The sequence below is a fragment of the Blautia sp. HA9023 genome, assembly GCF_056504095.1.
Genome location: NZ_JBWLUR010000006.1, coordinates 604,806 through 626,719 on the forward strand (window position 1 = coordinate 604,806; position 21,914 = coordinate 626,719).

Genomic DNA, 21,914 nt, shown 5'->3' on the forward strand with positions numbered 1-21,914 from the left:
CAGATATTCGGGAATTGTTGTATCTTTCAATTCGTGATATACTAAATCTGCCAAGATGGTATATCAGTGAATCTGATTATCAGAGAACTTGCTTAGATATTTTGTCTGGGCTTTTTCTTTTTGTCTGTCAGTAGTCATAGCTCCACTCCTTACACAAATCTCCTTGTTGGGATAATGATAATTTCAAATTTGCTTCCATCCTCTAATTCAAGAAGAATCGCATAATCCGAATCTCGATCCGGTAAAATGGAACTTATCTTCAGCTTCTTACTATAATTGAGCGTATCAAATATTTTTCTGACTACTTTCTTTGTTTTCATGTGTCTTTTCCTCCTTATTTAACGTTTGTTGTCCAACATCTCAGCTACCTTTTTTTGCTGTGACGGATACAGGTGACCATAAGTGTTTAATGTCATCTGAATATCTTTGTGCCCCAGTCTTTCCTTGATGATCAGTGGCTCTACACCCTGATAAATCAGATATGCTACATGGCTGTGACGGATATCATGCACTCTGATTGGTTTTACACCGGTCAATGCTTCATACTTCTTAAGCCGTTTCTGCAGTGTTCTCGCCACAATCGGAAATAACCGCTGATTTTCCGGAAATCCATAATGCTTCTTCGCATACTCCTGCACCTCTTCTTTAAGAAAATTAGGAATATCAATGGTACGGACTGAATTTTCTGTTTTTGGAGTATCAATCACATCTCTTTTCCTGATCCGGTTATAAGTCTTATTGATATGCAAAAGATTACCACTCATATCAAAGTCTGAAAGACTCAATGCCAGAAGTTCTCCTTCCCTGATTCCTGTCCAGAACAGGATTTCAAATATCAGATAATCCTCACTCTCTGGCTCAATCCCGGCGATAAAGCTGTCATATTCTGCTTTCGTCCAAAATTCCAGCTTATTAGCATCCGATTTCCCCATCTTTTTTACTTTCTTACATGGATTTTCCTTCAGATTGTAAATTTTCTGTGCATGATTAAACAGTGCATTTAACTGATTCTGAATCATACGCTCATAAGTCTTGCTGTAACCTTTTTCCTGAATGGTGTTCTGCCACTGGATAATCTCTGCCGGTGTGATCTCATTCATTTTTCTTGTTCCAAAATACGGAACAATGTGCTTGTTCATCATGTGCTGCTTGTTACGGATTGAATTTTCTTTCAGTTCATTCTTTTTATCTTCAAAATAGACTTGAATAAAACTGTTCATCTCCATTTTCATATCCGCTGCAGTCTTTCTTATGAATTCCTTTTCATAATTCAATGCTTCTTTCTTTGTCTTGAACCCTCTTTTCAGCTTCTGCGTTTTCTTACCTGTCCAGTCAATATAGCGGAAGCTCACATACCAGGTTCCCTGTGTTTTGTCCTTGTAAGCTGACATCTTAAAACCTCCTTCACACTGCTCTCTGAGAGCATCCATAAAATTTTGTTTCCCAGTAGGGACGTGGAATCTTTCCACGAACTGCCACATATCCTTCCTTTGCCAGTTCATCATTAAGCTGCTTCAGAATGGAATATGCTTTACTGCGTTTCACGCCTAATTCTTCCATGACATCATCAACAGTCATCATATAATTAGTTCTCATAGCGTCCTCCTTTCCAGTCACTTTTGTGACTCTTTCGTTGTTCTCTTATAATAATTCACTTTTGTGAATTTGTCAATAAACATTTGCGAATTTATTTTTTCCATTCCATACCTATTGCTTGCGTATCGGCAATTTGTTAAATCTCACTCTTTTGTATCATTCACTTTTGTGCTAGAATAGAAGCACAAATATTATTAAGGAGGCAGCATTATGGTTGGCAAAAAAATCCGGGCATTCCGGGAATTTAGAGGATACAGTCAGATACAGTTAGCCGAGCTGTCCGGCATTAACGTAGGAACAATCAGAAAATATGAACTGGGAATCCGGAATCCGAAACCGGATCAGTTAGAAAAGATTGCAACTGCACTGGGATTAAATGTAAGTGTTTTTCTGGATTTTAATATTGAAACAGTCGGAGATGTACTCTCTCTGTTGTTTTCTATTGATGATTCGGTGAACCTCTCACTTGCTGAAACACCTGAGCAGAAGGTTGCACTGACATTCGAAAATCCTACAATGCAGGACTTTTTCAGGAAATGGTGTCAATTTAAAAATGTCTATGAAAAGGAAAAAGCTGAAATATTAGCTATTGAAGATGAAGATAAAAGACAGGCAGAACTAGATAAGTTGAACGCTACCCAGGATGAATGGAAACTGCGTGCTATGGGAACCACGATAGGTTGTCATACCATCGTTAAGAAGGGTACTGAAGGCAATGACATCAAGACATATAATCTGACATAAGGAGGTATTAAATCATTTTGCAAAACACACCTGATTATTTATATCATTATACAAGTATTGAAACTCTTGCATTAATTTTAGCAAACCACACGTTTAGATTAACTTCCTTAGATCAAATGGATGATCTTCAAGAAAAAGAAGCATTTGATTTAAAAAATGCTGGTCAATTTTGCTATATAAGTTCTTGGACTGATGATGAAACAGAGAATATCCCTATGTGGAAAATGTATAGTTCTCTAAGTTCCGGAGTAAGAATTAAATTAAAAGCAAATCCATTTAAAGAATTTGAAAATACACCTTCGTCAATATCGGAGGTTACACATCAAACGGTAACTGATAATTCAAATGGATCTTATTTAAAATCTATAATTCCTATTGCAGATATGCTCAAAAACGGATTTATAGCTCCTGGAGCATTGGGTAATAACATTTTACATAAAGTTGAATATACTTCTGATTCAGACAAGCTATATCCTAAGTTATTAACCCAAGACGGTGATAAATTTAGTATTGCTTTAGGTAATCTTGGTAAGCATAAGAATATCCATTGGGCCTTCCAACACGAATGGCGATATATTTTATTACTCATGCCTCTAAATCTAAATCAGGCAGTTGATAAATCAATTCAAGAATTTCAAACAACCAGTACCAAGATTTTACTTGGTCAAGCCAAACAAACTTTTCCTTTTTATGATCTAACCCTAGACGAAAATGCTTACGCACAAATGGAAATTACATTAAGTCCCAAAATCAGTGCCGGAAATCGTCTAATTATAAATTCACTTATAGAAAAATATAATCCATCTGCAATACTTCACGAAAGTTCTTTAGTTGGTTTAATTTAAGATTTTGTTATCATTCTGTTATCACAAACGGTTGTCAGGATACTCTCCCGGCAACCGTTTTTCTACGCTGTTCGTTATTCTTTTCCGCCCTTTTATATATTTCCAGGCAACAGAAAAACCCGTAGAACCGAAGTTCTACGGGTATCTTACGTTTGGACACAACGTTATCTTACGATAACAAATCTATATTCAGATTGTATTACTCGATGATTGTAGCAACACGTCCTGATCCTACAGTACGTCCACCTTCACGTTTGTGAGGTTTTTAAAATCTCATTATTTTCTGTGATTTTCGTGTCTTTATTGTCCTGTGTTATAGGATTTCTACGCTATATTTCTGTTCTCTTCATTTTTTAGTATCAAAACGGTATCACAGCCAGATTTTCATGAGCTGTCAACTTTCCGGTTGCAGCTTCCCACCTTGACTGTTATAATCGAAACATGGGTGCTATCATAACGGTAGGCGGTTAGTCCTTCAGCAGAGGGACTGTGACCCTCTGATTACATAGAAACTCGAAAGAGAATCCACTGGAAAGGAGGGCTAAGCCAATGAGTATTGTGGACTTTATTGCAGTCGTGAGCTTCGGCATCACCTGCTTTTGTGCCGGATACACATTCGGCAAAGATAATAACAAGACACAAAAATAACCGCCCCAGCCTCGCAAACTGAACGGTTATTTTTAATCAATTAAGTATGTGGACTAACCGTCTATCGGTAGCACTCTTTTTCTATAATCATATTAGCACGCATGTATGAAAATGTCAAAAATTTTCTTCATTCTTGGTTATTAATCTCCTTGATCAACTGTACTGTCTTCTCTGCATCATCGATTTTCACAAATATATCCACACCATATATTCCAAATCCTGGTGCCCCATGCATTGCAACATTCGCACCTGCTTCCTGAGAAAAAGCTGCTATTCCATTTTGCTTTAACATTTCTACAAGTTGTTCTGTCTCTACTATATTCTGTGCATTATAAATCTTTGTCCATTCTGTCTTAGATTGGGAAGTTTCTTTTCTCTCCTGAACATTTGGTGAATTCTGATTTCTTTTTCGATTAATAAATGCTAAGGTCCTAAGAATAATAAATGACACAATAGTAATACCTATCAGAAATCCCAATGCCAATCGTGTTATCTGTGTTTCTGTAGCTCCCATTCTAAATAAACATATACCATAGATGACTGTAAAAATTCCTGCACATATTACACTGGTGAGAAAATTTCGCCATATAGCAGCACTTTTGGGCAGACATTTATCCCATATTCCATTATACACCATAATAGCTACATATAGGATTCCTCCTACTAAGACAGTTACTATTTCTCCCAAAACCAAACGAGTATCCACCATTAATAGCATCTGAATAATAATCGCTAACACACCAATCACAAACATTGATGCAAATGCAAGATTTCCAGCCTTTAATGCTTTTTGTTTCACCCATTCTTCATACACCGCAACTTTGTCCAGTGTTTCTTTCATCTCTTTATTCATAGTCTGGCTCCTTTCTCCATCCAGGAGCTCTCTTAGCTCAACATCGTAATATTCAGCAAGTTGAACAAGTATACTGAGATCTGGCATATTTATTCCTGTTTCCCATCTGGAAACTGTTCTTGCAGATACTCCAAACTTTTCAGCAAGCTGCTCTTGTGTAAGATTCTTTTCTTTACGACATTGCTTTAAAAAAGCTCCAATCTTTTTTGTGTCCATGTCTCTACCTCTCTTCCACTTACAGCTTACCAATATGTATCAAAATTACCACGACATAAAACGAGAATCCGCTAATTTTCAACCAGACATCGTATGTCTAAAACAAATAAACGGTATTTTCACCCCAAAAGCATTCTATTCCTCTATAAATTAACCTTCTCTTTTATGTCTATCCATAAGTAGCAGAATAAACATAACAAACCATATCACCCATGCAATTAAACAACCGATTCCTATATGCCAAATATCTATAATCATTCCAGCAATAAAAGGAATTGACATAAACATCATTCTCTTCCCATATGCCTTACACATAGCATTTTCATCATATTTTTTTCGTTCTTCTGCTGATTTCATATTATAACCAGACAAGAATTTGGATGCTTGTCCTTTTGACCTATAAAACCATATTCCAAATAAAAGCATAATCACTGCCATTGCAAAGTCAAAAATAATATAAATATAGAACATATAATGCCTTCCTTTCAGTCAATTCCTCAAACCAGAAGTTATTACTTTTTGCATAGTGTGTTTTCTAAAATGATAATTACCACGACATCAATCAAAATAATCCCCAATGCAATATATACAAAAAATGCAGGCAAAATATTTTCAAGCAAGCCCATAATTAATGCAAGAATTGCTATAATAGACATTCCAACTCCCATTGTCCTGCATAACTTCTTTTCATCATATTTTTTCTTTTCTTCTTTTGAAGCTGTATTATATCCAGAAATAAACCAGCTTCCGTGTCCAGAAAGTAAAACTATAGAAAGTACAGCAAATATTACAAAGACAATCCACACTATCCAATCAGAACCTGTTGCTAAATCTGCTAATTTCAATTATAGACCCCTCCCTAAATTCCGTTTTTCTTAATTCTAAAAATCTGAAAGTTGTCTTTTAAGATTTCAATTTCGTTAAATCCTCTAAATACATTTCTGTATAACCACATTCTGGGCAGACTGCAACTCTAACATCATCTATAGTTGTCGCCTTTTGTTTTTCATCTACACGAACAACCATCCCATAGCCACCGCCATTAACTTTAAGTCTTAAATCTAATTTCATACTTGCTCCACACTTTTCACATTTCCTCATTGTTTATACCTCCAAATCCCGAATTTGAGAAAAAGCTCAAAGGACTTTTAATGTCCCTTATGCTTTTCTCTTTTCTTTAGCTGTTTTAGTTCAAACATTCGCTGTTCTTCCGCTTCTTTTTTCTTTCGGCTTCTCTCTTTACGCTCATGCTTGTTCTGTTCCTGTTGTAATTTCAACGCCTGTTGCGATTTTGTGCCAATGCCAGTTTCCAGCATCTGCTTTTTTGCTGAACGCTGCATCCGTTTCGGATTTCTTTTTATATCCTTTACAATAGCTTCAACAGCTGGACTGAATTTCAAACCGAAATAGTATTTTTGAATATATTCCTGCACTTCATAATCTTTTGGTTCTACGCCAAATGTTACCTTTGCCACAGATAATTTACCATCTTCAATATGCTCAAATATGCCTACCCAAAATGGTTCTTCAAAATATACCGTCAATCTTCCATTTACTTTGTCCATAAAAATCCCTCCTAAAATTTATTGAACAAAGAATGGACAACCCGGAGGGGCAGGTTACTTACCCTATTTATATAGGACGGCCGGGCTACCTACCGGCTCTGGCACATCAAAGATGCACGTTGCGTTTTTATCTTTGTTTTGATAACTTTCAATTTACCTTCACTTTATTTTACCATAGTGCTTTCTAAAGTTCTATTCTAATATACAAAAATGTAAAAAAGCGTTCTTATCCCCTCGCAATCACACATATATCATGTTTTTCAATACAATTTCTTCTGCACTAGCTTTTATATTATTCATCAGCCTGACCCACTCCATCTGATCCTGTGCCTTTAATTCTTCAGTTACACCCTGTTTTTCTGTCATCTGTTTCATAAGCGTTTCCACCTGTTCTCTAGCTTCCTGATCAGTCTGATTCAGATGTTCATTCAGCTTTCCAGTCAATAACAAATACTGATACCTTGCTGATCTGTGTTCTTTTAAGAACTGCTTTCGTAACATTCCATATTTTCCATATGTCGGTTCTTCTTCTCTTAAAACCAGATCCGGCAAATAGTAATCTCCATGCAACGTATAGCTCATTCCATTTTTTTCATCATAAATTTGTTTTTTCATAGTCTAAATCTCCAATCCTTTGTATTTTGTTCTATTTTTCTTACGTTGTTGGTTTTCAATCTGACTCTTTTGAGTCGCCCATTTCAACTGTTTCAGAACGCTTCCCTTTGGCATTTGCTCCATTCGCCGTTTTTCTTCCAGTGCCCTTTGTTCTTTAATGTCCTGCTGCACCACATCCTCTACAGTTTCCATTCCCAGAATACGCACCACTCTGTCATATCTGTCCGAAATCTCTTGTAAACGTTGATTATCATTTGATAATTTTCCATTTTCTTTACGCACATCATCTAACTGCGTTTGGATATCATCACATTTCTCCGTAGATTTTTGATATTTGTTTTTCCAGCTTTCTATCGTTTTGTTAAGTTCTACAACCTTTCCAGCTAATGCAGCAATCTGATTCTTCATCTTGATAAACAATGGCTTGATTTTATTTTCTCTGTAAGGTACTGCACGTTCAAATGTTCCTGCCTCCGGTAAAAACGTCTTAATCATTCCATATTCTTTTATTTCTTTACTGGCATTATCCATAATCGGCTGCAGCACATCTCGACGCTCTTCCAGACTTTTTACTTCTTTTTCTGCGTCCTCTGCCCTTTGTTCTGCTTCTTGTTTCTCCCTGTTTGCCTGTTCCTTATCGTCTTTTAAAATCTGGATATCTGCTCTGAATTCCGCAATTTGTGCTGTCAGTTCTTCGTTTTCTGCAGTTAGATACTCTTTCTCCTGCTCCAGCTCCTGTACTTCCTTTTTTCGCTCTTTCTTCTTGAAGTTATAAACATCCAAATGTTCCTCATGAGTACCTTTCTGTTCCCATTCAATGCCATGCTGTTTTGCAATCTCTGCCAGGACCTTTTTTTCATGGTTCATCCACTGGTTCAACTCTGTATCATGCTTATTTCCACCTTGAAATCCAAGACTTTTTAATGCCTGTTTCAACGAAACTCTGGTGTCCATTCCTTTTCCTTTCCAATCAGTCACATAAGGAATAAAATCAATATGTAAATGTGGAGTAGACTCATCCTGATGTAGATAACACCCAAATACCCGTAACGTTGCATTCCGCTTCTGGAAGTCCTTTACATATTCATCCAGTATTTTTACAGCCAGATCTCCTTCTGCTGTTCCGACAGCCATATCTTCTCGATTTCCAATTTGAAAAATTACTTCGTGGAACAACTTCTCTTGTTTTCCCTGCCGAATTTTTTCATAGTAATTTGTAATCTGCCGATCTTTTCTTTTTCCGATGTTGTATCTCCCCACAGCATCATCAAATAACTCTTTATAGACTTCCTTCAGATTTTCATTCTGGTAACAAATATTTAATTGTACTCTGTCCGGTTCTACATTCTCTGCGAAAAACTCTCTCCTGTTATGGGCCAAAGAACCTTTCCCTATCATACCGCTAATTGTTCGTTTTATCATAATGTTTCTCACCTCTTTTCTGAGCAAGTGCCAGATAGCACATAATTTTTATTTACGCCAGTCATGGCGATATTAAGAAATTTTCGCCGGATACGGCGGTTTTGTTACTTTTGTCAAAAGTAACGCAAAAGCACTTTCGACAGCCGTACCGTCCATCAAAAGTACCCTTGCGCCCTGCCGGGGGCTATCCAATCAAATTATTCCGGTATTCTTGCCTGTACATATTCCAGATCTCCGCAATATGATGTTCCCACCAGATACCATTCTCTTGCCGGATTCATCTCCATTCTTGTCCGTACCCACTTATCATCAACCAGCACCTCAAGACCTTCTCCACAGTGAAATCCCGTATCAATCCATAAGTCTGATGCCAACAATCCATATCTGTCATTACTGCTGTTATATCCTAATCTTCCCTGTTTCATTGTATCTTTCTCCCTTCTTCACAACTATCAAATTTACAGTAATCTCACATTCCAGCCATAGTTTTCCGTCTGCACCTTACCAACTTTCTTCTTGTTTACTTCTCACAGGGGCGTGACACGCTCCTGTAAAAAGGTAATCAACACGAACTGTTACCATCGAAAGCTCTCTTGCATTCCTTTTCTGTCCAGATACTCCTGCCGGAACTTTTCCCGTTCTTCTTCTGTTGGTGCAGTTTTGGATTTACTGTATACCTCACGATTTACCATTGCATCCAGCTTTTTCTCCAAACCTTTTCTTATATCATCTGCTTCCTGTTCCTGATCCAGTAAATGATATTTTATAATCTTTCCAAATAACTCCTCTGGAATCATAACGTTTTTCAAGTTCTCACCTTCTTACAATTTATGTAAGGACGCAACACTGCAATGTCTTTACAGATTGCAACCTTGCATTTTAATTCCGCATTTTCTATATACTCTGCAATGTTGCACCCTTAATTTATTCCGGCTTAACTTTATCTAAATCCCAATACCAGGAATTACCGATTCGTCTTGCCTTAATTCCAAGTTCCTTTTTTGCATTTTCCAGTGTTCTTTTAGAAATATTCAAATCTTCTGCCATATCAAAGATTTCACTGCTTTGTACAGAAGTTGATGTTTCTGCCAGTTCCCTCAGCATCTTTTTTGCCTGTTCCAGTTTATTTACCTTTGGAGCAATTCCACCAAGCACCTCATCTGCTGTGATTTCATAGTCACCTATCCACTCAAATCCGGTTTCTGTCAGGCGAAATGCTTTGGAATGTCCAAATGCAGCCAGATTATTTTTAATCTGAACCACTGCTCTTAAGTCCGGTTCTCCCTCTATTCTTCCTACCAGTAATACGCTTCTGGCTACTGCAAAAAAGTCAATCGAACCCATTCCTCTATATGCAGCTTTATTTCCACCAGCTTTATTCATATGTCCGATTAATAAAATTGCACATTTATACTTTTCTGCCAGCAAGCTCAATCTTTTTGTCATATCCCTTGCTTCATTTGCCCGGTTCATATCCATTGTTCCTCCAAGGTATGCCTGAATCGGATCTAAAATAAGCACTCTCGCACCAGTCCGTTTGATAGCAGTTTCCAGTCTCTCATCTATCATGGAAAGTGATTTTTCTGTTTCATCTATAACCATGATTCTTTCACAGACCGCTTCTGCCAGCTCCAGTCTGGGTTTTACCGTATCTGCCAGCCCATCTTCCGCTGTCTGATAAATAATATTTACTGGTTCTGTTACTTTCATATCGTTATCCAGACCTTCTCCTTTAGACAATCTCGCTGCAATATTTAATATCAGCGTAGTTTTTCCATCGCCCGGATCACCCTGAATGATTGTTAATTTCCCATAAGGGATAAATGGATACCAGAGCCAGTCCACTGTCTGGGACTGGACATCTGACATCTTTATCATTTTCAATTCTGTTTTATTCTCATTTCTCTGTTCCATCAATTCCTCCATTTTCCCAACTGTTCTCGCCAATTCTCTGTTGTTCTCTGGAAGAATCCCTGCTATAATCAACTTGTCTAGGGTTGACATTTGTGGATTCGTCCCCATTTGTCACATTGCTCCGGTTGTTCGTACTTCCGGAGCTTTTTATATTTTCATCATCCAGCATATCTGCCACCACTTTCTGCTGATCTGGATATAAGTGCCCATAAGTATTCAATGTAATGCGAATGTCCGTATGTCCAAACCTTTCTTTAATCATCAATGGTTGCACTCCCTTATTAATCAGAAATGCCGCATGACTGTGACGAATGTCGTGTACTCTTATCTTTTTTACTCCGGTCTTTTGAACCACCTGTTTTAACTTATGCTGTACCGCTTCATGAACCATTGGAAAAATCCGTTCATCTTCGGGCAACTCATACAGTCTGCTAATATAGTCCTGAATCTCTTTTTTCAGAAATTCCGGTATGGAAATCGTACGGTTCGATTCTTCTGTTTTGGGAGATGTAATCACGTCCTCTCCATGCATACGGTAGTAAGTTTTATTGATATGAAGTAGATTCCTTTCAAAATCAATGTCAGCAGGTGTAATGCTGAGTGCTTCGCCTTCTCTCGCTCCTGTCCAGAATAATAATTCAAACAGCACATAATATTTGCTTCCCGGTTCTATTCCGGTCATAAACTGCCGATATTCTTCAATTGTCCAAAACTTCATTTTCTTTTTTGAAGTCTTTCCCATACGTTTTACTTTGTCACAGGGATTATCTGCCAGATTGTAGATATTCTTCGCATGATTGAACAATGCCGTCATCTGATTCTGTATTGTTTTCAGATAATCATCTGAATATCCTTTTTCAATAATCGTATTCTGCCACTGGATAATCTCTGCTGGTGTGATACTGTTCATCGGTCTGTCCTTAAAATACGGTAACAGTTGAGCATTCATCGTATCTCTTTTATTCTTGATACTCCTGTCCTTCAATGACTGAGCCTTGTCTCGGAAGTAAACTTCTACAAACTCTCCCATTGTCATATCCATGTCTGCTTTCGCTGTTCTTTTATACTCCGCTTCAAAATTTAATGCTTCTTTCTTAGTGCGGAATCCTCTTTTTACTTTTCGCTTTTTGGCTCCTGTCCAGTCCTCATAATAAAATGAAACATACCAGGTTCCTCTTTCTTCATCTTTGTATGCTGCCATACTTTCTCACCCCCTTACATTGCAATCTGGGAATATCCATAAAATTTCTTTTCCCAGAATGCCCTCGGTATCTTGCCCGAAACGGTTACATATCCCTGATCTGCAAGCTCTTTGTTCAGTTTGCGAAGCAGTTTGTAAGCATATCCAAGTGAAATCCCCATGCTCTCTGCAACCTCTTCCGCTGTAATCATATAGTTCTGTCTCTGCATATCATTTCCTCCTTATCTATAATTATCATTTTCACTGATACTATATCATTTTAAATAATTATTGTCAATAATTTTTATCTGTATGAATGATATTTTTCTATATTGTTGATTTTTATCATTTGTGATATACTAATCATAGCTTTTAAGGAGGTGGATAATATGCAGGAATCATCTATTTCAGAAAAAATAAAAGAGCTGCGAACTGATCTGAAGATGAATCAAAAAAACTTTTCCGCAGCTATCGGTATACGTCAGTCAACTTTATCCAGTTATGAAAATGGTGTAGTTACTCCCTCCAATGATGTGTTATTGACTATTGCTCAGAAATTTCATGTCTCTTTGGACTGGTTATTTGGATTATCTGAAAATAAAGTACAGATTTCTACTCTCAGCGATATTATTTGGGTTTTATTGCAGATGAATGAATCCAATGAACTCCGGTATGAACTGGATATAAATAATAAACTTCCCGGTGATATAGAAACAGAAACACAGAAATGGTATGCCGGACTTCGCTTTTATGGAAATGATCCGGAACATTCTTTAAACGCAGATATGTGTAATTTTCTTGCTGATCTGCAGGAGAACAGAGAAAGCCTGGAATCTTATTTCACAGGCAAAGATATGTTTGATATGTGGAAAAAGCAGACGTTGGAATACTACACTTCCAAACCTGTCACCCATAAAGAAATTGAAGAACTGGATTTTGAGACACGAATCCGTAAACGAGATGAACTTTTAACACAGAAATTTTCCAATAACGAACAGAAATAGTATCATAACAGTATCACAGGCAGATATGCGAAGGTTTTCATTTTCTTCCCATACCTGCCTGTTTTTAATTTATTCGCTATTCTTTACAGCCTTATTTTAAACTTTTACACAACAGAAAAACCCCGGAAACCTTACGGTTCCGGGGTATCTTACGTTTGGACACAACGTTATCTTGCGATAACAAATCTATATTCAGATTGTATTACTCGATGATTGTAGCAACACGTCCTGATCCTACAGTACGTCCACCTTCACGGATAGCGAATGTAAGACCCTGGCTCATAGCGATCGGATGAATCAGCTCGATTGTCATCTCGATGTTATCTCCAGGCATGCACATCTCTGTTCCCTCTGGAAGGTTGCAAACACCTGTTACGTCTGTTGTTCTGAAATAGAACTGCGGACGATAGTTGTTGAAGAATGGTGTATGACGGCCACCCTCGTCTTTAGTCAGAACGTAAACCTGAGCTGTGAATTTTGTATGGCATGTAAGTGTTCCTGGTTTAGCAAGAACCTGTCCACGCTCGATCTCGTTTCTCTGAACACCACGAAGAAGTGCTCCGATGTTATCACCAGCCTGAGCCTCATCAAGAAGTTTACGGAACATCTCGATACCAGTTACAACAACTTTACGAGTCTCCTCTTTGATACCAACGATCTCAACTTCCTCAGATACGTGAAGAACACCAGCCTCAACTCTACCAGTTGCAACTGTACCACGTCCTGTGATGGAGAATACGTCCTCTACAGGCATTACGAACGGTTTATCTGTGTCACGCTGTGGGTCCGGAATGTACTCATCAACAGCATCCATAAGCTCCATGATCTTGTCTCCCCATGGGCCAGCCGGATCCTCAAGAGCTTTAAGAGCAGAACCCTGGATAACCGGAATGTCATCTCCTGGGAAGTCATACTCGGAAAGAAGATCACGGATCTCCATCTCAACGAGCTCAAGAAGCTCCTCATCGTCTACCATATCACATTTGTTCATGAATACAACGATGTAAGGAACACCTACCTGACGGGAAAGAAGGATATGCTCTTTAGTCTGAGCCATAACACCGTCTGTAGCAGCAACAACAAGGATAGCACCATCCATCTGAGCTGCACCTGTGATCATGTTCTTAACGTAGTCAGCATGTCCTGGGCAGTCAACGTGTGCGTAATGTCTACGCTCTGTCTGATACTCAACGTGAGCTGTAGAAATTGTGATACCACGCTCTCTTTCCTCTGGAGCTTTATCGATATCCTCAAAGTTCTCTACTACGTTTCCTGGAACTCTCTCTGCAAGAACTTTAGTGATAGCTGCTGTTAATGTTGTTTTACCATGGTCAACGTGTCCGATGGTACCAATGTTACAATGCGGTTTTGTTCTCTCAAACTTAGCCTTTGCCATTTTAAAATGTCCTCCTTAAAACTTGGCTCTATCAAAATTAGAGCATTTTTTCAGATTTAAACTTGCTAACCTTGATTATATTGCAAACCAAGGTTATTTGCAAGCATTTTATTATTTTATATCAGATCAGTCCTTTTTGGAAAGGATCTTCTCCTGTACAGACTTCGGAACCTGCTCATATTTCTCGAAGAACATAGAGTAGTTACCACGTCCCTGTGTTCTGGAACGAAGGTCTGTAGCGTATCCGAACATCTCGGAAAGCGGAACATATCCACGGATCATCTTACCGCCGCCGATATCTTCCATACCCTCGATACGTCCACGACGGGAGTTGATATCACCGATAACGTCACCCATGTAATCCTCTGGTGTAGTAACTTCGACCTTCATGATTGGCTCAAGAAGAACCGGAGCTGCTTTCTGCATAGCATCCTTGAATGCAAGAGAACCTGCAATGTGGAATGCCATCTCAGAAGAATCGACTTCATGGTAAGAACCATCGTATACATTAGCATGTACACCAACTACTGGGAATCCTCCGAGGATACCAGCTTTCATAGCTTCCTCGATACCTTCGCCAACTGCCGGGATGTATTCCTTCGGAATAGCACCACCAACAACTGTGGACTCGAACTTGTACAGCTCTTCTCCGTTGGCATCCATAGGCTCGAATTTAACTTTACAGTGACCATACTGTCCACGACCACCAGACTGTTTAGCATACTTGCTGTCTACATCAACAGGCTTGGTGATTGTCTCTTTGTAAGCAACCTGAGGTGCACCAACGTTTGCCTCAACCTTGAACTCACGAAGAAGACGGTCAACGATGATATCCAGGTGAAGCTCACCCATACCAGCGATAATGGTCTGTCCTGTTTCCTGATCTGTATGAGCACGGAATGTCGGGTCCTCCTCAGCAAGCTTAGCAAGTGCCTCACCAAGTTTGCCCTGTCCAGCTTTAGTCTTAGGCTCGATAGCGAGCTCGATAACTGGCTCCGGGAACTCCATGGACTCAAGGATTACCGGATGCTGCTCGTCACAGATTGTATCACCTGTTGTAGTGAATTTGAATCCGATTGCTGCAGCGATATCACCGGAGTAAACCTTATCCAGCTCCATACGTTTGTTGGCGTGCATCTGAAGGATACGTCCAACACGCTCTTTTTTATCTTTTGTGGCATTCAGTACATAAGAACCGGAGTTCATTGTTCCTGAATAAACACGGAAATAAGCAAGTTTTCCTACAAATGGGTCAGTCATGATCTTGAATGCAAGAGCGGAGAATGGCTCATCATCAGATGAATGTCTCTCAACTTCGTTGCCGTCAAGGTCAACACCCTTGATAGCCGGGATATCTGTAGGAGCCGGCATGTACTCAAGGATTGCATCCAGAAGTTTCTGAACACCTTTGTTTCTGTAAGCGGAACCGCAGCAAACCGGTACTGCTGTACACTCACAGGTAGCTTTTCTGAGGACAGCTTTCAGTCTGTCTACAGAAGGCTCTTCTCCCTCAAGGTACTCCATCATGAGGTCATCATCCAGCTCGCAGATCTTCTCGATCAGCTCTGTATGATAAAGCTCAGCATCTTCCTTCATATCCTCAGGAATATCTGTGATGGAAATGTCATCACCCTTCTCATCATTGTAGATGTAAGCTTTCATCTCGAAAAGATCGATGATTCCTTTGAACTCATCCTCTTTTCCGATTGGAAGCTGCAGGCAGATAGCGTTTTTACCAAGACGAGTCTTGATCTGCTCTACTGCACCGTAGAAGTTTGCACCAAGGATATCCATCTTGTTGATGAATGCCATACGAGGTACATTGTAGGTATCAGCCTGACGCCATACGTTCTCAGACTGTGGCTCAACACCACCCTTAGCACAGAAAACGCCGACAGCACCATCAAGTACACGAAGGGAACGCTCAACCTCAACAGTGAAGTCTACGTGTCCTGGTGTATCAATGATGTTGATACGATGCTCAAGAGCACCTGGCTTTGGCTTGCAGTTCTCCTCAAGAGTCCAGTGACATGTTGTAGCTGCGGATGTGATTGTGATACCACGCTCCTGCTCCTGCTCCATCCAGTCCATTGTCGCTGTACCTTCATGAGTATCACCGATCTTGTAGTTAACACCTGTATAATAAAGAATGCGCTCTGTAAGAGTTGTTTTACCAGCATCGATATGCGCCATGATACCGATATTTCTGGTTCTCTCTAATGGATATTCTCTTCCTTCTTTTCCAGCCAATGAATTTTCCTCCTCGAATTAGAAGCGATAGTGAGCAAATGCTTTATTTGCCTCAGCCATCTTGTGCATGTCTTCTTTTCTCTTAACGGATGCACCTGTGTTGTTCATTGCGTCCAGAAGCTCATTAGCCAGTCTTTCTTCCATTGTCTTCTCGCCTCTCTTACGTGAGAACATTGTAAGCCAACGAAGAGCAAGTGCCTGACGTCTGTCTGCTCTTACCTCGATCGGAACCTGATAAGTAGCACCACCGATACGTCTTGCTTTTACCTCGAGAACTGGCATGATGTTGTTCATAGCCTCTTCAAATACTTCAATTGCTGGTTTACCAGCTTTTTCCTCTACTCTGGCAAATGCGCCGTATACAATTTTCTGAGCAACACCTTTCTTACCGTCTAACATGATGTTATTGATAAGTTTGGTAACCACTTTGTTATTGTACATCGGGTCAGCCAGAACGTCTCTTTTCTGAGTATGTCCTTTACGTGGCACGTTACTTCCCTCCTTAATCATATTGATTATATCATCGGTACTCACGCAGTAAAACTATTGCATGTTCGCACTGGTAAGGTCCTATATTTAACCCGCAACCGACAGGGTATATGGAATACCGTACAAATCCTTATAGTCTTCCGCTGTAATACATTAGATGAATAATATCTTTGTAATCCTCCTGATTATCTGCAATCAGGAAGCGGCGTAGATTTCTGATCTACTTAAATTATTTTTTAGCTTTAGGTCTCTTAGCTCCGTATTTGGAACGAGCCTGTTTTCTGTTAGCGACACCTGCGGTATCAAGAGTACCTCTGATGATGTGGTATCTTGTACCAGGTAAGTCCTTAACTCTTCCTCCACGGATAAGAACAACGCTATGCTCCTGAAGGTTGTGACCCTCTCCTGGAATATAACTTGTTACCTCGATACCGTTGGAAAGACGAACTCTGGCGATCTTTCTAAGAGCTGAGTTAGGCTTTTTAGGAGTAGCTGTTTTAACAGCAGTACAAACACCACGTTTCTGTGGAGCAGCCTGATCAACTGCTTTCTTTCTTAAAGAGTTGTATGTTTTCTGCAGAGCCGGTGCTGTAGATTTCTTAACAGCTGTCTGACGGCCCTTTCTTACTAACTGGTTGAATGTTGGCATTCCATTTCACCTCCCGATTTATTTCTCCATGGGCTTTCCCATGGGGCCTTGCGGTTGCTATTTACAAATTACGGCATGCGAAAATATAACGTTTCATTCGCACGCTTGCTCATTATAGACCGTAAATACAGAGCTTGTCAAGGTGTTTTATAAAGAATTTTTGCTGATTTTACAGGGGTTTAACGCAGTTTTCTTCATAGATGTCACAACCCTGCGAAAATGGAAGTTTTACTTCCACGGTCTGGCCTTTTCTGTCCAGCCATGTTCCTTCCAGTAAGCCACATCCACTTCATTCCAGCCGCTCTTTACAAGCTTACGCATAACCTCGAAGTAAGCTTTTGTTTTCAGCCCTGGTTTCACATGGCCATAATTCCTGCGGATCTTTTCTGCCAGCTTATCTGTAGCTTTCTCGATCTCTTCCATCTTTTTCGGAGAGATCGATTTATAATTTAACGCATGCGCGGCAGTACCGTACCTGTATATCTTTCCCATTCCCCAGAAAAACATACTATCTGCCATATCTTTATTGGTCCATTTCATTCCGGCGCCTGCTGCCGTAGAAATACAGACTCCCTGTTTGGAAAACATATCCGGATTTGGCCTGTGCAGCATCCACCGGTAGCCATAGTGATCCAGCCACGCTTTCATGGAGCCAGTGCAGTGGTAGACATACACCGGACTTGTAAGAATGATTACGTCTGCGCTGTCAATAGCTTCCGTCAATGGCTTCAGCTCTTTATAATATGGGCAAAGTTTCTCATCTTTCACAATACACTGATTGCACCCAACACAAAAATGTCCGAAATCTCTTGGCAGAAAGAATTCCGTCACTTCTCCGCCCAGCTTATCTGCCAGCATTTTTCCTATATGATAGGTAGAACCTTTGTGATTCTGTCCGTTTATCACGGCAATTTTCATATTTTACACTCCCCATTTCTCTTTTTATATCGTTGTCTGTTATTTACCTGTTTCTGAATTTTCGGGCAAAGCAGATCGCTCCCAGTATTCCCACCATTAATATAGAAAGAACTGCTCCTGTTTTCAATCCCGGAGTTTGATATTTCATGGTAATTATATGCGTTCCCTGTGAAAGTTTCACGCCGGTAAGTCCCTGAATACTTTTTACATCGGCTTTTTCTCCGTCCACATAAACCTTCATATCCGGGTCATAGAATACGCTGAGCATAAGAATTCCGTCTTTTTTTACAGATATACTGCCTTTTCCATCCTTCAGATCCATTTGCTGAGAAGAAAGTTCTTCATAAATGGAATCCAGTTCAGATTCCTGGTATGTTCCCAGAACAGCCTCGTGCATACCGGTACCCGTAGTTACCTGCACAATGGTATCCACATTATAAGTTCCCAGATCCAGAAAATTATTATTCCAATAATCAGACTTCTGCTCCTGTCCATTAATCGTCACTGTATCCGGTTCTGTTCCCGGAATATAAAGATATCCATGTTCTCCTTTTTTCAGATGGATATTAAAAGTTGTGTTTCCAATCAGGGCAGTATCAGAATTGACTGTCTGCATTTTGTACAGTCTTTTTCCTACAATACCACTGAGCAGACGGTTCTGAACTTCAAGCGGGTCTGTTCCTTCCATTGCATAATCCAGCACAGAATCGCTGACCATATATCCGGATCGCAGAGCCCGTGGATTTTCATACAGGTCAAATGACTGGCTTTCTGCAATCTTTTTATAAGCAGTATGAAGGGTTCTTGTATTCCTGCAAAACAGATATCGTATCCCCAGAAGCATATCCATCACTTCCGTAGATCCTGCATACTGAAAACGATTTTCCAGATTTTCAAACCCCATGTTCTTCACAAAATTCCACATTTCCTCTGTATTGGTGGAAGAATACATGGACATCCCGTTCAGCTGATACAGTATTTCTTCATTTCTCACAAGGGGATTTACGATCGCAGTGCGGTAATCCACCTGATCCACGCCGGCAGACTCCAGTAATCCACCAATCTCCTGCTCACTTTCCACATAAATATCGCGATTTGCAGTTCCGTTATCTGTAATGCTGACAATTCCGTGAATTCCTGTCTCAGCCAGGATCAAAACAGCCAGTACCCCTCCACAGATTTTTCGGATTTCCACACAGCCAAACGGATGTCTTGAAAGTTTTCCACAAAAATAATTTCCCGTCCACACTGTAAGAAACATTCCCGCAAGAATCCCTTCTGTAAGCAGAACCTCTCCTGCTTTTCCACTTTTAATCCCCACAACCATGCAGAATATTTCCACCGCAGCAAATCCCGCGAACAGCCGCTTTTCACTCACCTTCTCTGTTTTCCCCCACGCATCGCAGGACATCCTCAGAAGCAGAAAGATCAGGATAAAAGCAAAACGGTTGGGGATTCCCACCGGTTTATGCATTCCATGAAGCAGAAGATTTAACGCTGTGATATGAAAACCCGCAAAGTAAAAAATGACCAACGCTCCCGTCATGATCTTTTCCACGGTACGGATTTCTTTGTTCAGAAAATACATCCCTGCAAAAAGCAGCACTGCACAGCCACAGTAAAGATTCACATCTCCCTGTTCGCTGGATTTCACAAAAGACAGGGAATCCTCCATCAGCGCTCCCAGCTGCTTCCAGATATCTCCGTAAACACCGGCAAGCCCTGTTCCAGCTTCCTCTGCTGCTGCAGTCCTGGATACAGCCACAATGCCAGGAATCAGAGTAATTCCCGCAAGACATGCACTGGCAATGGAAGACCCGGCAAATTTCAGCAGAGAATGCAATATTTTCTCCGGCCGCTGGTCAGATTTTATGATAGCCAGATTTGCCAGATAATAGAGAGCCGAAAAGGTACATAACATAAATCCCATATAATAACTGGTTAAAATACAGCACCCAAGCACCAGGCAATACCCGTACCATTTTCCGGTATATACCAGCTGCTCGATAAAGTATGCCAATACCGGAAGAAGCATGATACAGTCCAGCCACATTACGTTACTGTAGTATCCCATAAGAAAATTTGACAACGCATACATGCATCCAAGAGAAACCGCCATACTCCCTCTGCCTGGATATTTTTTCCCGGAATACCAGGCCATGGACACGCTGCAAAGCCCAACCTTGATCAGGATCACAGCTGTTACTGCATCATTTACATACATGAATTTCATAAACAGCAGCACAAGAAGGCTGAACGGACTGCTGAGATAATAACAGAACAGGCCGTAAAAATCATAACCCATGGAATGTGTGGAATACGTCCACCCTGCGCCTTTTTCCAGCTGGCTTAAAAGTTCCTTATAAAAAGCTGTATACTGATGAACACCATCAACAACAAGCGCCGAATTTTCCCCAAAAGGATAAACTCCTTTCATTGCAAAACCTGCCGCAAATATCATCACAGGAAACAGAAAGGCCAGGATATAGACCCAACTGCTGTTCTTTCGCCTGATGTTTTTTCCCACACTTTGTTTTTTTATCAATCTCATCATTTTTTCCTCTTCTGTCTGATTCTTTTCCGTCGGATTTTGAGTTCTGCCAGAAATAAACAGTTTCGGCTTTTTCGCTGAAGCAGATATTCGTATTTCGATTTGCCATATTTTTATGATTCTGTCATTTCTCACAGACCTGATTATAACACGCTTCATAATGTATCATGTTTTTGTGAAATTACTGCGAATTTTTTCAGGATCAAAAAAAAAGCTGCCACATCATTGGAGACACAGAAAACTCCGCTGATGTAACAGCTTTCTTCGAAAGAATCTGTGTACGCTGATCCACAGATCCCTTCATGGGTGTAATTATTAACTTTATGTGATGAGTTTTTTTAGTTCCGGGCCTGTATGATATAGGATATTCACATATCCTGAGGTGGCTGTTTACAGGTTAAGAACTATTATGGCTATATGATAGCATGACCATATACATTTGTAAAATTAATATTTAATGTTTATAATATAGAACTTTTTAATATTGATCCGATGGGCACAACATTGCTGTCCGGATAAAATTCTGCTTTTATAAAACTGTGTATCCTCTGGACTTCAGGCAGGCTCTTACTTCCATGGTGTCCTCGGTATGGAATACCATGATCGGTTTTCCGGAATCACGATTAAAAGAGAGATACAGATAATCCACGCTCACGTTGCTGTCCTTCAGTGTAAGAAGCAGATCATTCAGATTTCCGGTTTTATCCTCAACTTCCACACCGATCACATCGATCACGTGACAGAGATATCCGGCAGCGATCAGTGCCTCCTTCGCCTTATCCGGATCAGAAACTACCATTCGCACGATTCCGTACTCTGCACTGTCATTGGTAACTGATCCCAGAATGTTGATGTCCTCATTCTTCAGGATCCCGGTAATGTTCTGCATAACACCTTTTTTATTTTCTGCATAGATAGATAACTGTTTCAGCATAATAAAATCCTCTCTTTCCTCTGAAATGTGTTTTGCTGTTTTATCATATGGTAAATCTTCGCACATCTCACCTTGTATGTCAACCGAAGTAATTCAGGGAAGAGCCCGGACATTTTCATTTCATT

General features: G+C 39.9%; 25 protein-coding genes. 3 read left to right on the top strand and 22 right to left on the bottom strand.

All coding sequences use genetic code 11. The features are described 5' to 3' along the window. Positions 1-149: 149 nt before the first annotated feature. From AC04Q6_RS06840 to AC04Q6_RS06850, 3 genes are read right to left on the bottom strand one after another with little or no spacing between them, the layout of a single operon-like run. On the bottom strand, positions 150-320 hold the full coding sequence (locus AC04Q6_RS06840; RefSeq protein ID WP_165854697.1) for a hypothetical protein: 171 nt from the start codon (positions 318-320) through the stop codon (positions 150-152). Positions 321-338: 18 nt separating this feature from the next. After that, the gene (locus tag AC04Q6_RS06845) at positions 339-1,391 is read right to left on the bottom strand and encodes a site-specific integrase (RefSeq protein ID WP_044925418.1); all 1,053 of its coding nucleotides are present in this window, start codon (positions 1,389-1,391) and stop codon (positions 339-341) included. Between the two features lie 13 nt (positions 1,392-1,404). Then, complete coding sequence (locus tag AC04Q6_RS06850; RefSeq protein WP_009243123.1) at positions 1,405-1,596, bottom strand: helix-turn-helix domain-containing protein; 192 nt, start codon at positions 1,594-1,596, stop codon at positions 1,405-1,407. Between the two features lie 210 nt (positions 1,597-1,806). Here AC04Q6_RS06850 and AC04Q6_RS06855 point away from each other — a divergent pair, with 210 nt between their 5' ends. Together AC04Q6_RS06855 and AC04Q6_RS06860 are read left to right on the top strand one after the other, a co-directional pair. Beyond that, the gene (locus AC04Q6_RS06855; protein WP_044925421.1) at positions 1,807-2,340 is read left to right on the top strand and encodes a helix-turn-helix domain-containing protein; all 534 of its coding nucleotides are present in this window, start codon (positions 1,807-1,809) and stop codon (positions 2,338-2,340) included. A gap of 17 nt (positions 2,341-2,357) precedes the next feature. Further along, a complete protein-coding gene (locus AC04Q6_RS06860; RefSeq protein WP_044925423.1) occupies positions 2,358-3,185 on the top strand; it encodes a DUF2971 domain-containing protein in 828 nt (275 codons plus the stop codon). A 775-nt stretch (positions 3,186-3,960) separates the two neighbouring features. Here AC04Q6_RS06860 and AC04Q6_RS06865 read toward each other — a convergent pair. The 12 genes from AC04Q6_RS06865 to AC04Q6_RS06920 all read right to left on the bottom strand — a co-directional run bounded on the left by AC04Q6_RS06865 (position 3,961) and on the right by AC04Q6_RS06920 (position 11,828). Continuing rightward, on the bottom strand, positions 3,961-4,902 hold the full coding sequence (locus tag AC04Q6_RS06865) for a helix-turn-helix domain-containing protein (protein WP_349067411.1): 942 nt from the start codon (positions 4,900-4,902) through the stop codon (positions 3,961-3,963). 150 nt (positions 4,903-5,052) lie between these two features. Continuing rightward, positions 5,053-5,373, bottom strand: a complete 321-nt coding sequence (locus AC04Q6_RS06870) for a DUF3784 domain-containing protein (protein ID WP_008373564.1) — start codon at positions 5,371-5,373, stop codon at positions 5,053-5,055. A 41-nt stretch (positions 5,374-5,414) separates the two neighbouring features. Next, a complete protein-coding gene (locus tag AC04Q6_RS06875) occupies positions 5,415-5,747 on the bottom strand; it encodes a DUF3784 domain-containing protein (RefSeq protein ID WP_227209619.1) in 333 nt (110 codons plus the stop codon). A gap of 58 nt (positions 5,748-5,805) precedes the next feature. After that, positions 5,806-6,003 (bottom strand): zinc ribbon domain-containing protein, encoded by a 198-nt coding sequence (locus AC04Q6_RS06880; protein WP_008373560.1) that lies wholly within the window; start codon positions 6,001-6,003, stop codon positions 5,806-5,808. A 47-nt stretch (positions 6,004-6,050) separates the two neighbouring features. Beyond that, positions 6,051-6,467 (bottom strand): YjdF family protein, encoded by a 417-nt coding sequence (locus AC04Q6_RS06885; RefSeq protein ID WP_349067409.1) that lies wholly within the window; start codon positions 6,465-6,467, stop codon positions 6,051-6,053. A gap of 240 nt (positions 6,468-6,707) precedes the next feature. Beyond that, on the bottom strand, positions 6,708-7,082 hold the full coding sequence (locus AC04Q6_RS06890; protein ID WP_118049259.1) for a TnpV protein: 375 nt from the start codon (positions 7,080-7,082) through the stop codon (positions 6,708-6,710). Between the two features lie 3 nt (positions 7,083-7,085). Beyond that, a complete protein-coding gene (locus AC04Q6_RS06895; RefSeq protein WP_476389594.1) occupies positions 7,086-8,504 on the bottom strand; it encodes a plasmid recombination protein in 1,419 nt (472 codons plus the stop codon). Positions 8,505-8,701: 197 nt separating this feature from the next. Continuing rightward, positions 8,702-8,929, bottom strand: coding sequence for a DUF5348 domain-containing protein (locus AC04Q6_RS06900; RefSeq protein ID WP_008373529.1), 228 nt, complete (start codon positions 8,927-8,929; stop codon positions 8,702-8,704). A gap of 150 nt (positions 8,930-9,079) precedes the next feature. Further along, positions 9,080-9,313, bottom strand: a complete 234-nt coding sequence (locus tag AC04Q6_RS06905; RefSeq protein WP_330412578.1) for a complexin-2 — start codon at positions 9,311-9,313, stop codon at positions 9,080-9,082. Positions 9,314-9,428: 115 nt separating this feature from the next. Continuing rightward, entirely contained in the window at positions 9,429-10,430 is a 1,002-nt protein-coding gene (locus AC04Q6_RS06910) for an AAA family ATPase (protein ID WP_181978374.1), read from the bottom strand. Then, complete coding sequence (locus AC04Q6_RS06915) at positions 10,402-11,619, bottom strand: site-specific integrase (RefSeq protein WP_117598188.1); 1,218 nt, start codon at positions 11,617-11,619, stop codon at positions 10,402-10,404. The genes AC04Q6_RS06910 and AC04Q6_RS06915 overlap by 29 nt, the downstream gene beginning before the upstream one ends. Positions 11,620-11,633: 14 nt before the next feature. Beyond that, a complete protein-coding gene (locus AC04Q6_RS06920) occupies positions 11,634-11,828 on the bottom strand; it encodes a helix-turn-helix domain-containing protein (protein WP_008373524.1) in 195 nt (64 codons plus the stop codon). Positions 11,829-11,987: 159 nt separating this feature from the next. Here AC04Q6_RS06920 and AC04Q6_RS06925 point away from each other — a divergent pair, with 159 nt between their 5' ends. Next, positions 11,988-12,602, top strand: a complete 615-nt coding sequence (locus AC04Q6_RS06925) for a helix-turn-helix domain-containing protein (RefSeq protein WP_242998900.1) — start codon at positions 11,988-11,990, stop codon at positions 12,600-12,602. A gap of 202 nt (positions 12,603-12,804) precedes the next feature. Here the strand turns inward: AC04Q6_RS06925 and tuf are convergent, their stop codons facing one another. The 7 genes from tuf to AC04Q6_RS06960 form a co-directional block, all read right to left on the bottom strand. Continuing rightward, complete coding sequence (gene tuf / locus AC04Q6_RS06930) at positions 12,805-13,998, bottom strand: elongation factor Tu (RefSeq protein WP_015526359.1); 1,194 nt, start codon at positions 13,996-13,998, stop codon at positions 12,805-12,807. Positions 13,999-14,124: 126 nt separating this feature from the next. Then, positions 14,125-16,248, bottom strand: coding sequence for an elongation factor G (fusA, locus tag AC04Q6_RS06935; protein ID WP_476389595.1), 2,124 nt, complete (start codon positions 16,246-16,248; stop codon positions 14,125-14,127). Positions 16,249-16,266: 18 nt separating this feature from the next. Further along, a complete protein-coding gene (rpsG, locus tag AC04Q6_RS06940; protein ID WP_207660371.1) occupies positions 16,267-16,737 on the bottom strand; it encodes a 30S ribosomal protein S7 in 471 nt (156 codons plus the stop codon). Between the two features lie 229 nt (positions 16,738-16,966). Further along, positions 16,967-17,386 carry a 30S ribosomal protein S12 gene (gene rpsL / locus AC04Q6_RS06945; protein WP_118062180.1) on the bottom strand — a complete coding sequence of 140 codons (420 nt, stop codon included), beginning with the start codon at positions 17,384-17,386 and terminating at the stop codon, positions 16,967-16,969. A gap of 228 nt (positions 17,387-17,614) precedes the next feature. Next, positions 17,615-18,304, bottom strand: coding sequence for a flavodoxin family protein (locus tag AC04Q6_RS06950; RefSeq protein ID WP_118062181.1), 690 nt, complete (start codon positions 18,302-18,304; stop codon positions 17,615-17,617). 43 nt (positions 18,305-18,347) lie between these two features. Then, complete coding sequence (locus AC04Q6_RS06955; protein ID WP_215706688.1) at positions 18,348-20,858, bottom strand: YfhO family protein; 2,511 nt, start codon at positions 20,856-20,858, stop codon at positions 18,348-18,350. A 526-nt stretch (positions 20,859-21,384) separates the two neighbouring features. Next, on the bottom strand, positions 21,385-21,789 hold the full coding sequence (locus AC04Q6_RS06960; protein WP_021976037.1) for an ACT domain-containing protein: 405 nt from the start codon (positions 21,787-21,789) through the stop codon (positions 21,385-21,387). Positions 21,790-21,914: the final 125 nt, after the last annotated feature.

What these genes read in the sequence shown, in the direction of transcription:
- AC04Q6_RS06955 (WP_215706688.1), bottom strand. Translation starts at nt 20,858, where the DNA reads ATGATGAGATTGATAAAAAAACAAAGTGTGGGAAAAAACATCAGGCGA.
- AC04Q6_RS06850 (WP_009243123.1), bottom strand. Translation starts at nt 1,596, where the DNA reads ATGAGAACTAATTATATGATGACTGTTGATGATGTCATGGAAGAATTA.
- AC04Q6_RS06915 (WP_117598188.1), bottom strand. Translation starts at nt 11,619, where the DNA reads ATGGCAGCATACAAAGATGAAGAAAGAGGAACCTGGTATGTTTCATTT.
- AC04Q6_RS06870 (WP_008373564.1), bottom strand. Translation starts at nt 5,373, where the DNA reads ATGTTCTATATTTATATTATTTTTGACTTTGCAATGGCAGTGATTATG.
- rpsL (WP_118062180.1), bottom strand. Translation starts at nt 17,386, where the DNA reads ATGCCAACATTCAACCAGTTAGTAAGAAAGGGCCGTCAGACAGCTGTT.
- AC04Q6_RS06950 (WP_118062181.1), bottom strand. Translation starts at nt 18,304, where the DNA reads ATGAAAATTGCCGTGATAAACGGACAGAATCACAAAGGTTCTACCTAT.
- AC04Q6_RS06960 (WP_021976037.1), bottom strand. Translation starts at nt 21,789, where the DNA reads ATGCTGAAACAGTTATCTATCTATGCAGAAAATAAAAAAGGTGTTATG.
- tuf (WP_015526359.1), bottom strand. Translation starts at nt 13,998, where the DNA reads ATGGCAAAGGCTAAGTTTGAGAGAACAAAACCGCATTGTAACATTGGT.
- AC04Q6_RS06890 (WP_118049259.1), bottom strand. Translation starts at nt 7,082, where the DNA reads ATGAAAAAACAAATTTATGATGAAAAAAATGGAATGAGCTATACGTTG.
- AC04Q6_RS06900 (WP_008373529.1), bottom strand. Translation starts at nt 8,929, where the DNA reads ATGAAACAGGGAAGATTAGGATATAACAGCAGTAATGACAGATATGGA.
- AC04Q6_RS06845 (WP_044925418.1), bottom strand. Translation starts at nt 1,391, where the DNA reads ATGTCAGCTTACAAGGACAAAACACAGGGAACCTGGTATGTGAGCTTC.
- AC04Q6_RS06925 (WP_242998900.1), top strand. Translation starts at nt 11,988, where the DNA reads ATGCAGGAATCATCTATTTCAGAAAAAATAAAAGAGCTGCGAACTGAT.
- AC04Q6_RS06920 (WP_008373524.1), bottom strand. Translation starts at nt 11,828, where the DNA reads ATGCAGAGACAGAACTATATGATTACAGCGGAAGAGGTTGCAGAGAGC.
- AC04Q6_RS06865 (WP_349067411.1), bottom strand. Translation starts at nt 4,902, where the DNA reads ATGGACACAAAAAAGATTGGAGCTTTTTTAAAGCAATGTCGTAAAGAA.
- AC04Q6_RS06880 (WP_008373560.1), bottom strand. Translation starts at nt 6,003, where the DNA reads ATGAGGAAATGTGAAAAGTGTGGAGCAAGTATGAAATTAGATTTAAGA.
- AC04Q6_RS06910 (WP_181978374.1), bottom strand. Translation starts at nt 10,430, where the DNA reads ATGGAGGAATTGATGGAACAGAGAAATGAGAATAAAACAGAATTGAAA.
- AC04Q6_RS06855 (WP_044925421.1), top strand. Translation starts at nt 1,807, where the DNA reads ATGGTTGGCAAAAAAATCCGGGCATTCCGGGAATTTAGAGGATACAGT.
- AC04Q6_RS06885 (WP_349067409.1), bottom strand. Translation starts at nt 6,467, where the DNA reads ATGGACAAAGTAAATGGAAGATTGACGGTATATTTTGAAGAACCATTT.
- AC04Q6_RS06895 (WP_476389594.1), bottom strand. Translation starts at nt 8,504, where the DNA reads ATGATAAAACGAACAATTAGCGGTATGATAGGGAAAGGTTCTTTGGCC.
- AC04Q6_RS06840 (WP_165854697.1), bottom strand. Translation starts at nt 320, where the DNA reads ATGAAAACAAAGAAAGTAGTCAGAAAAATATTTGATACGCTCAATTAT.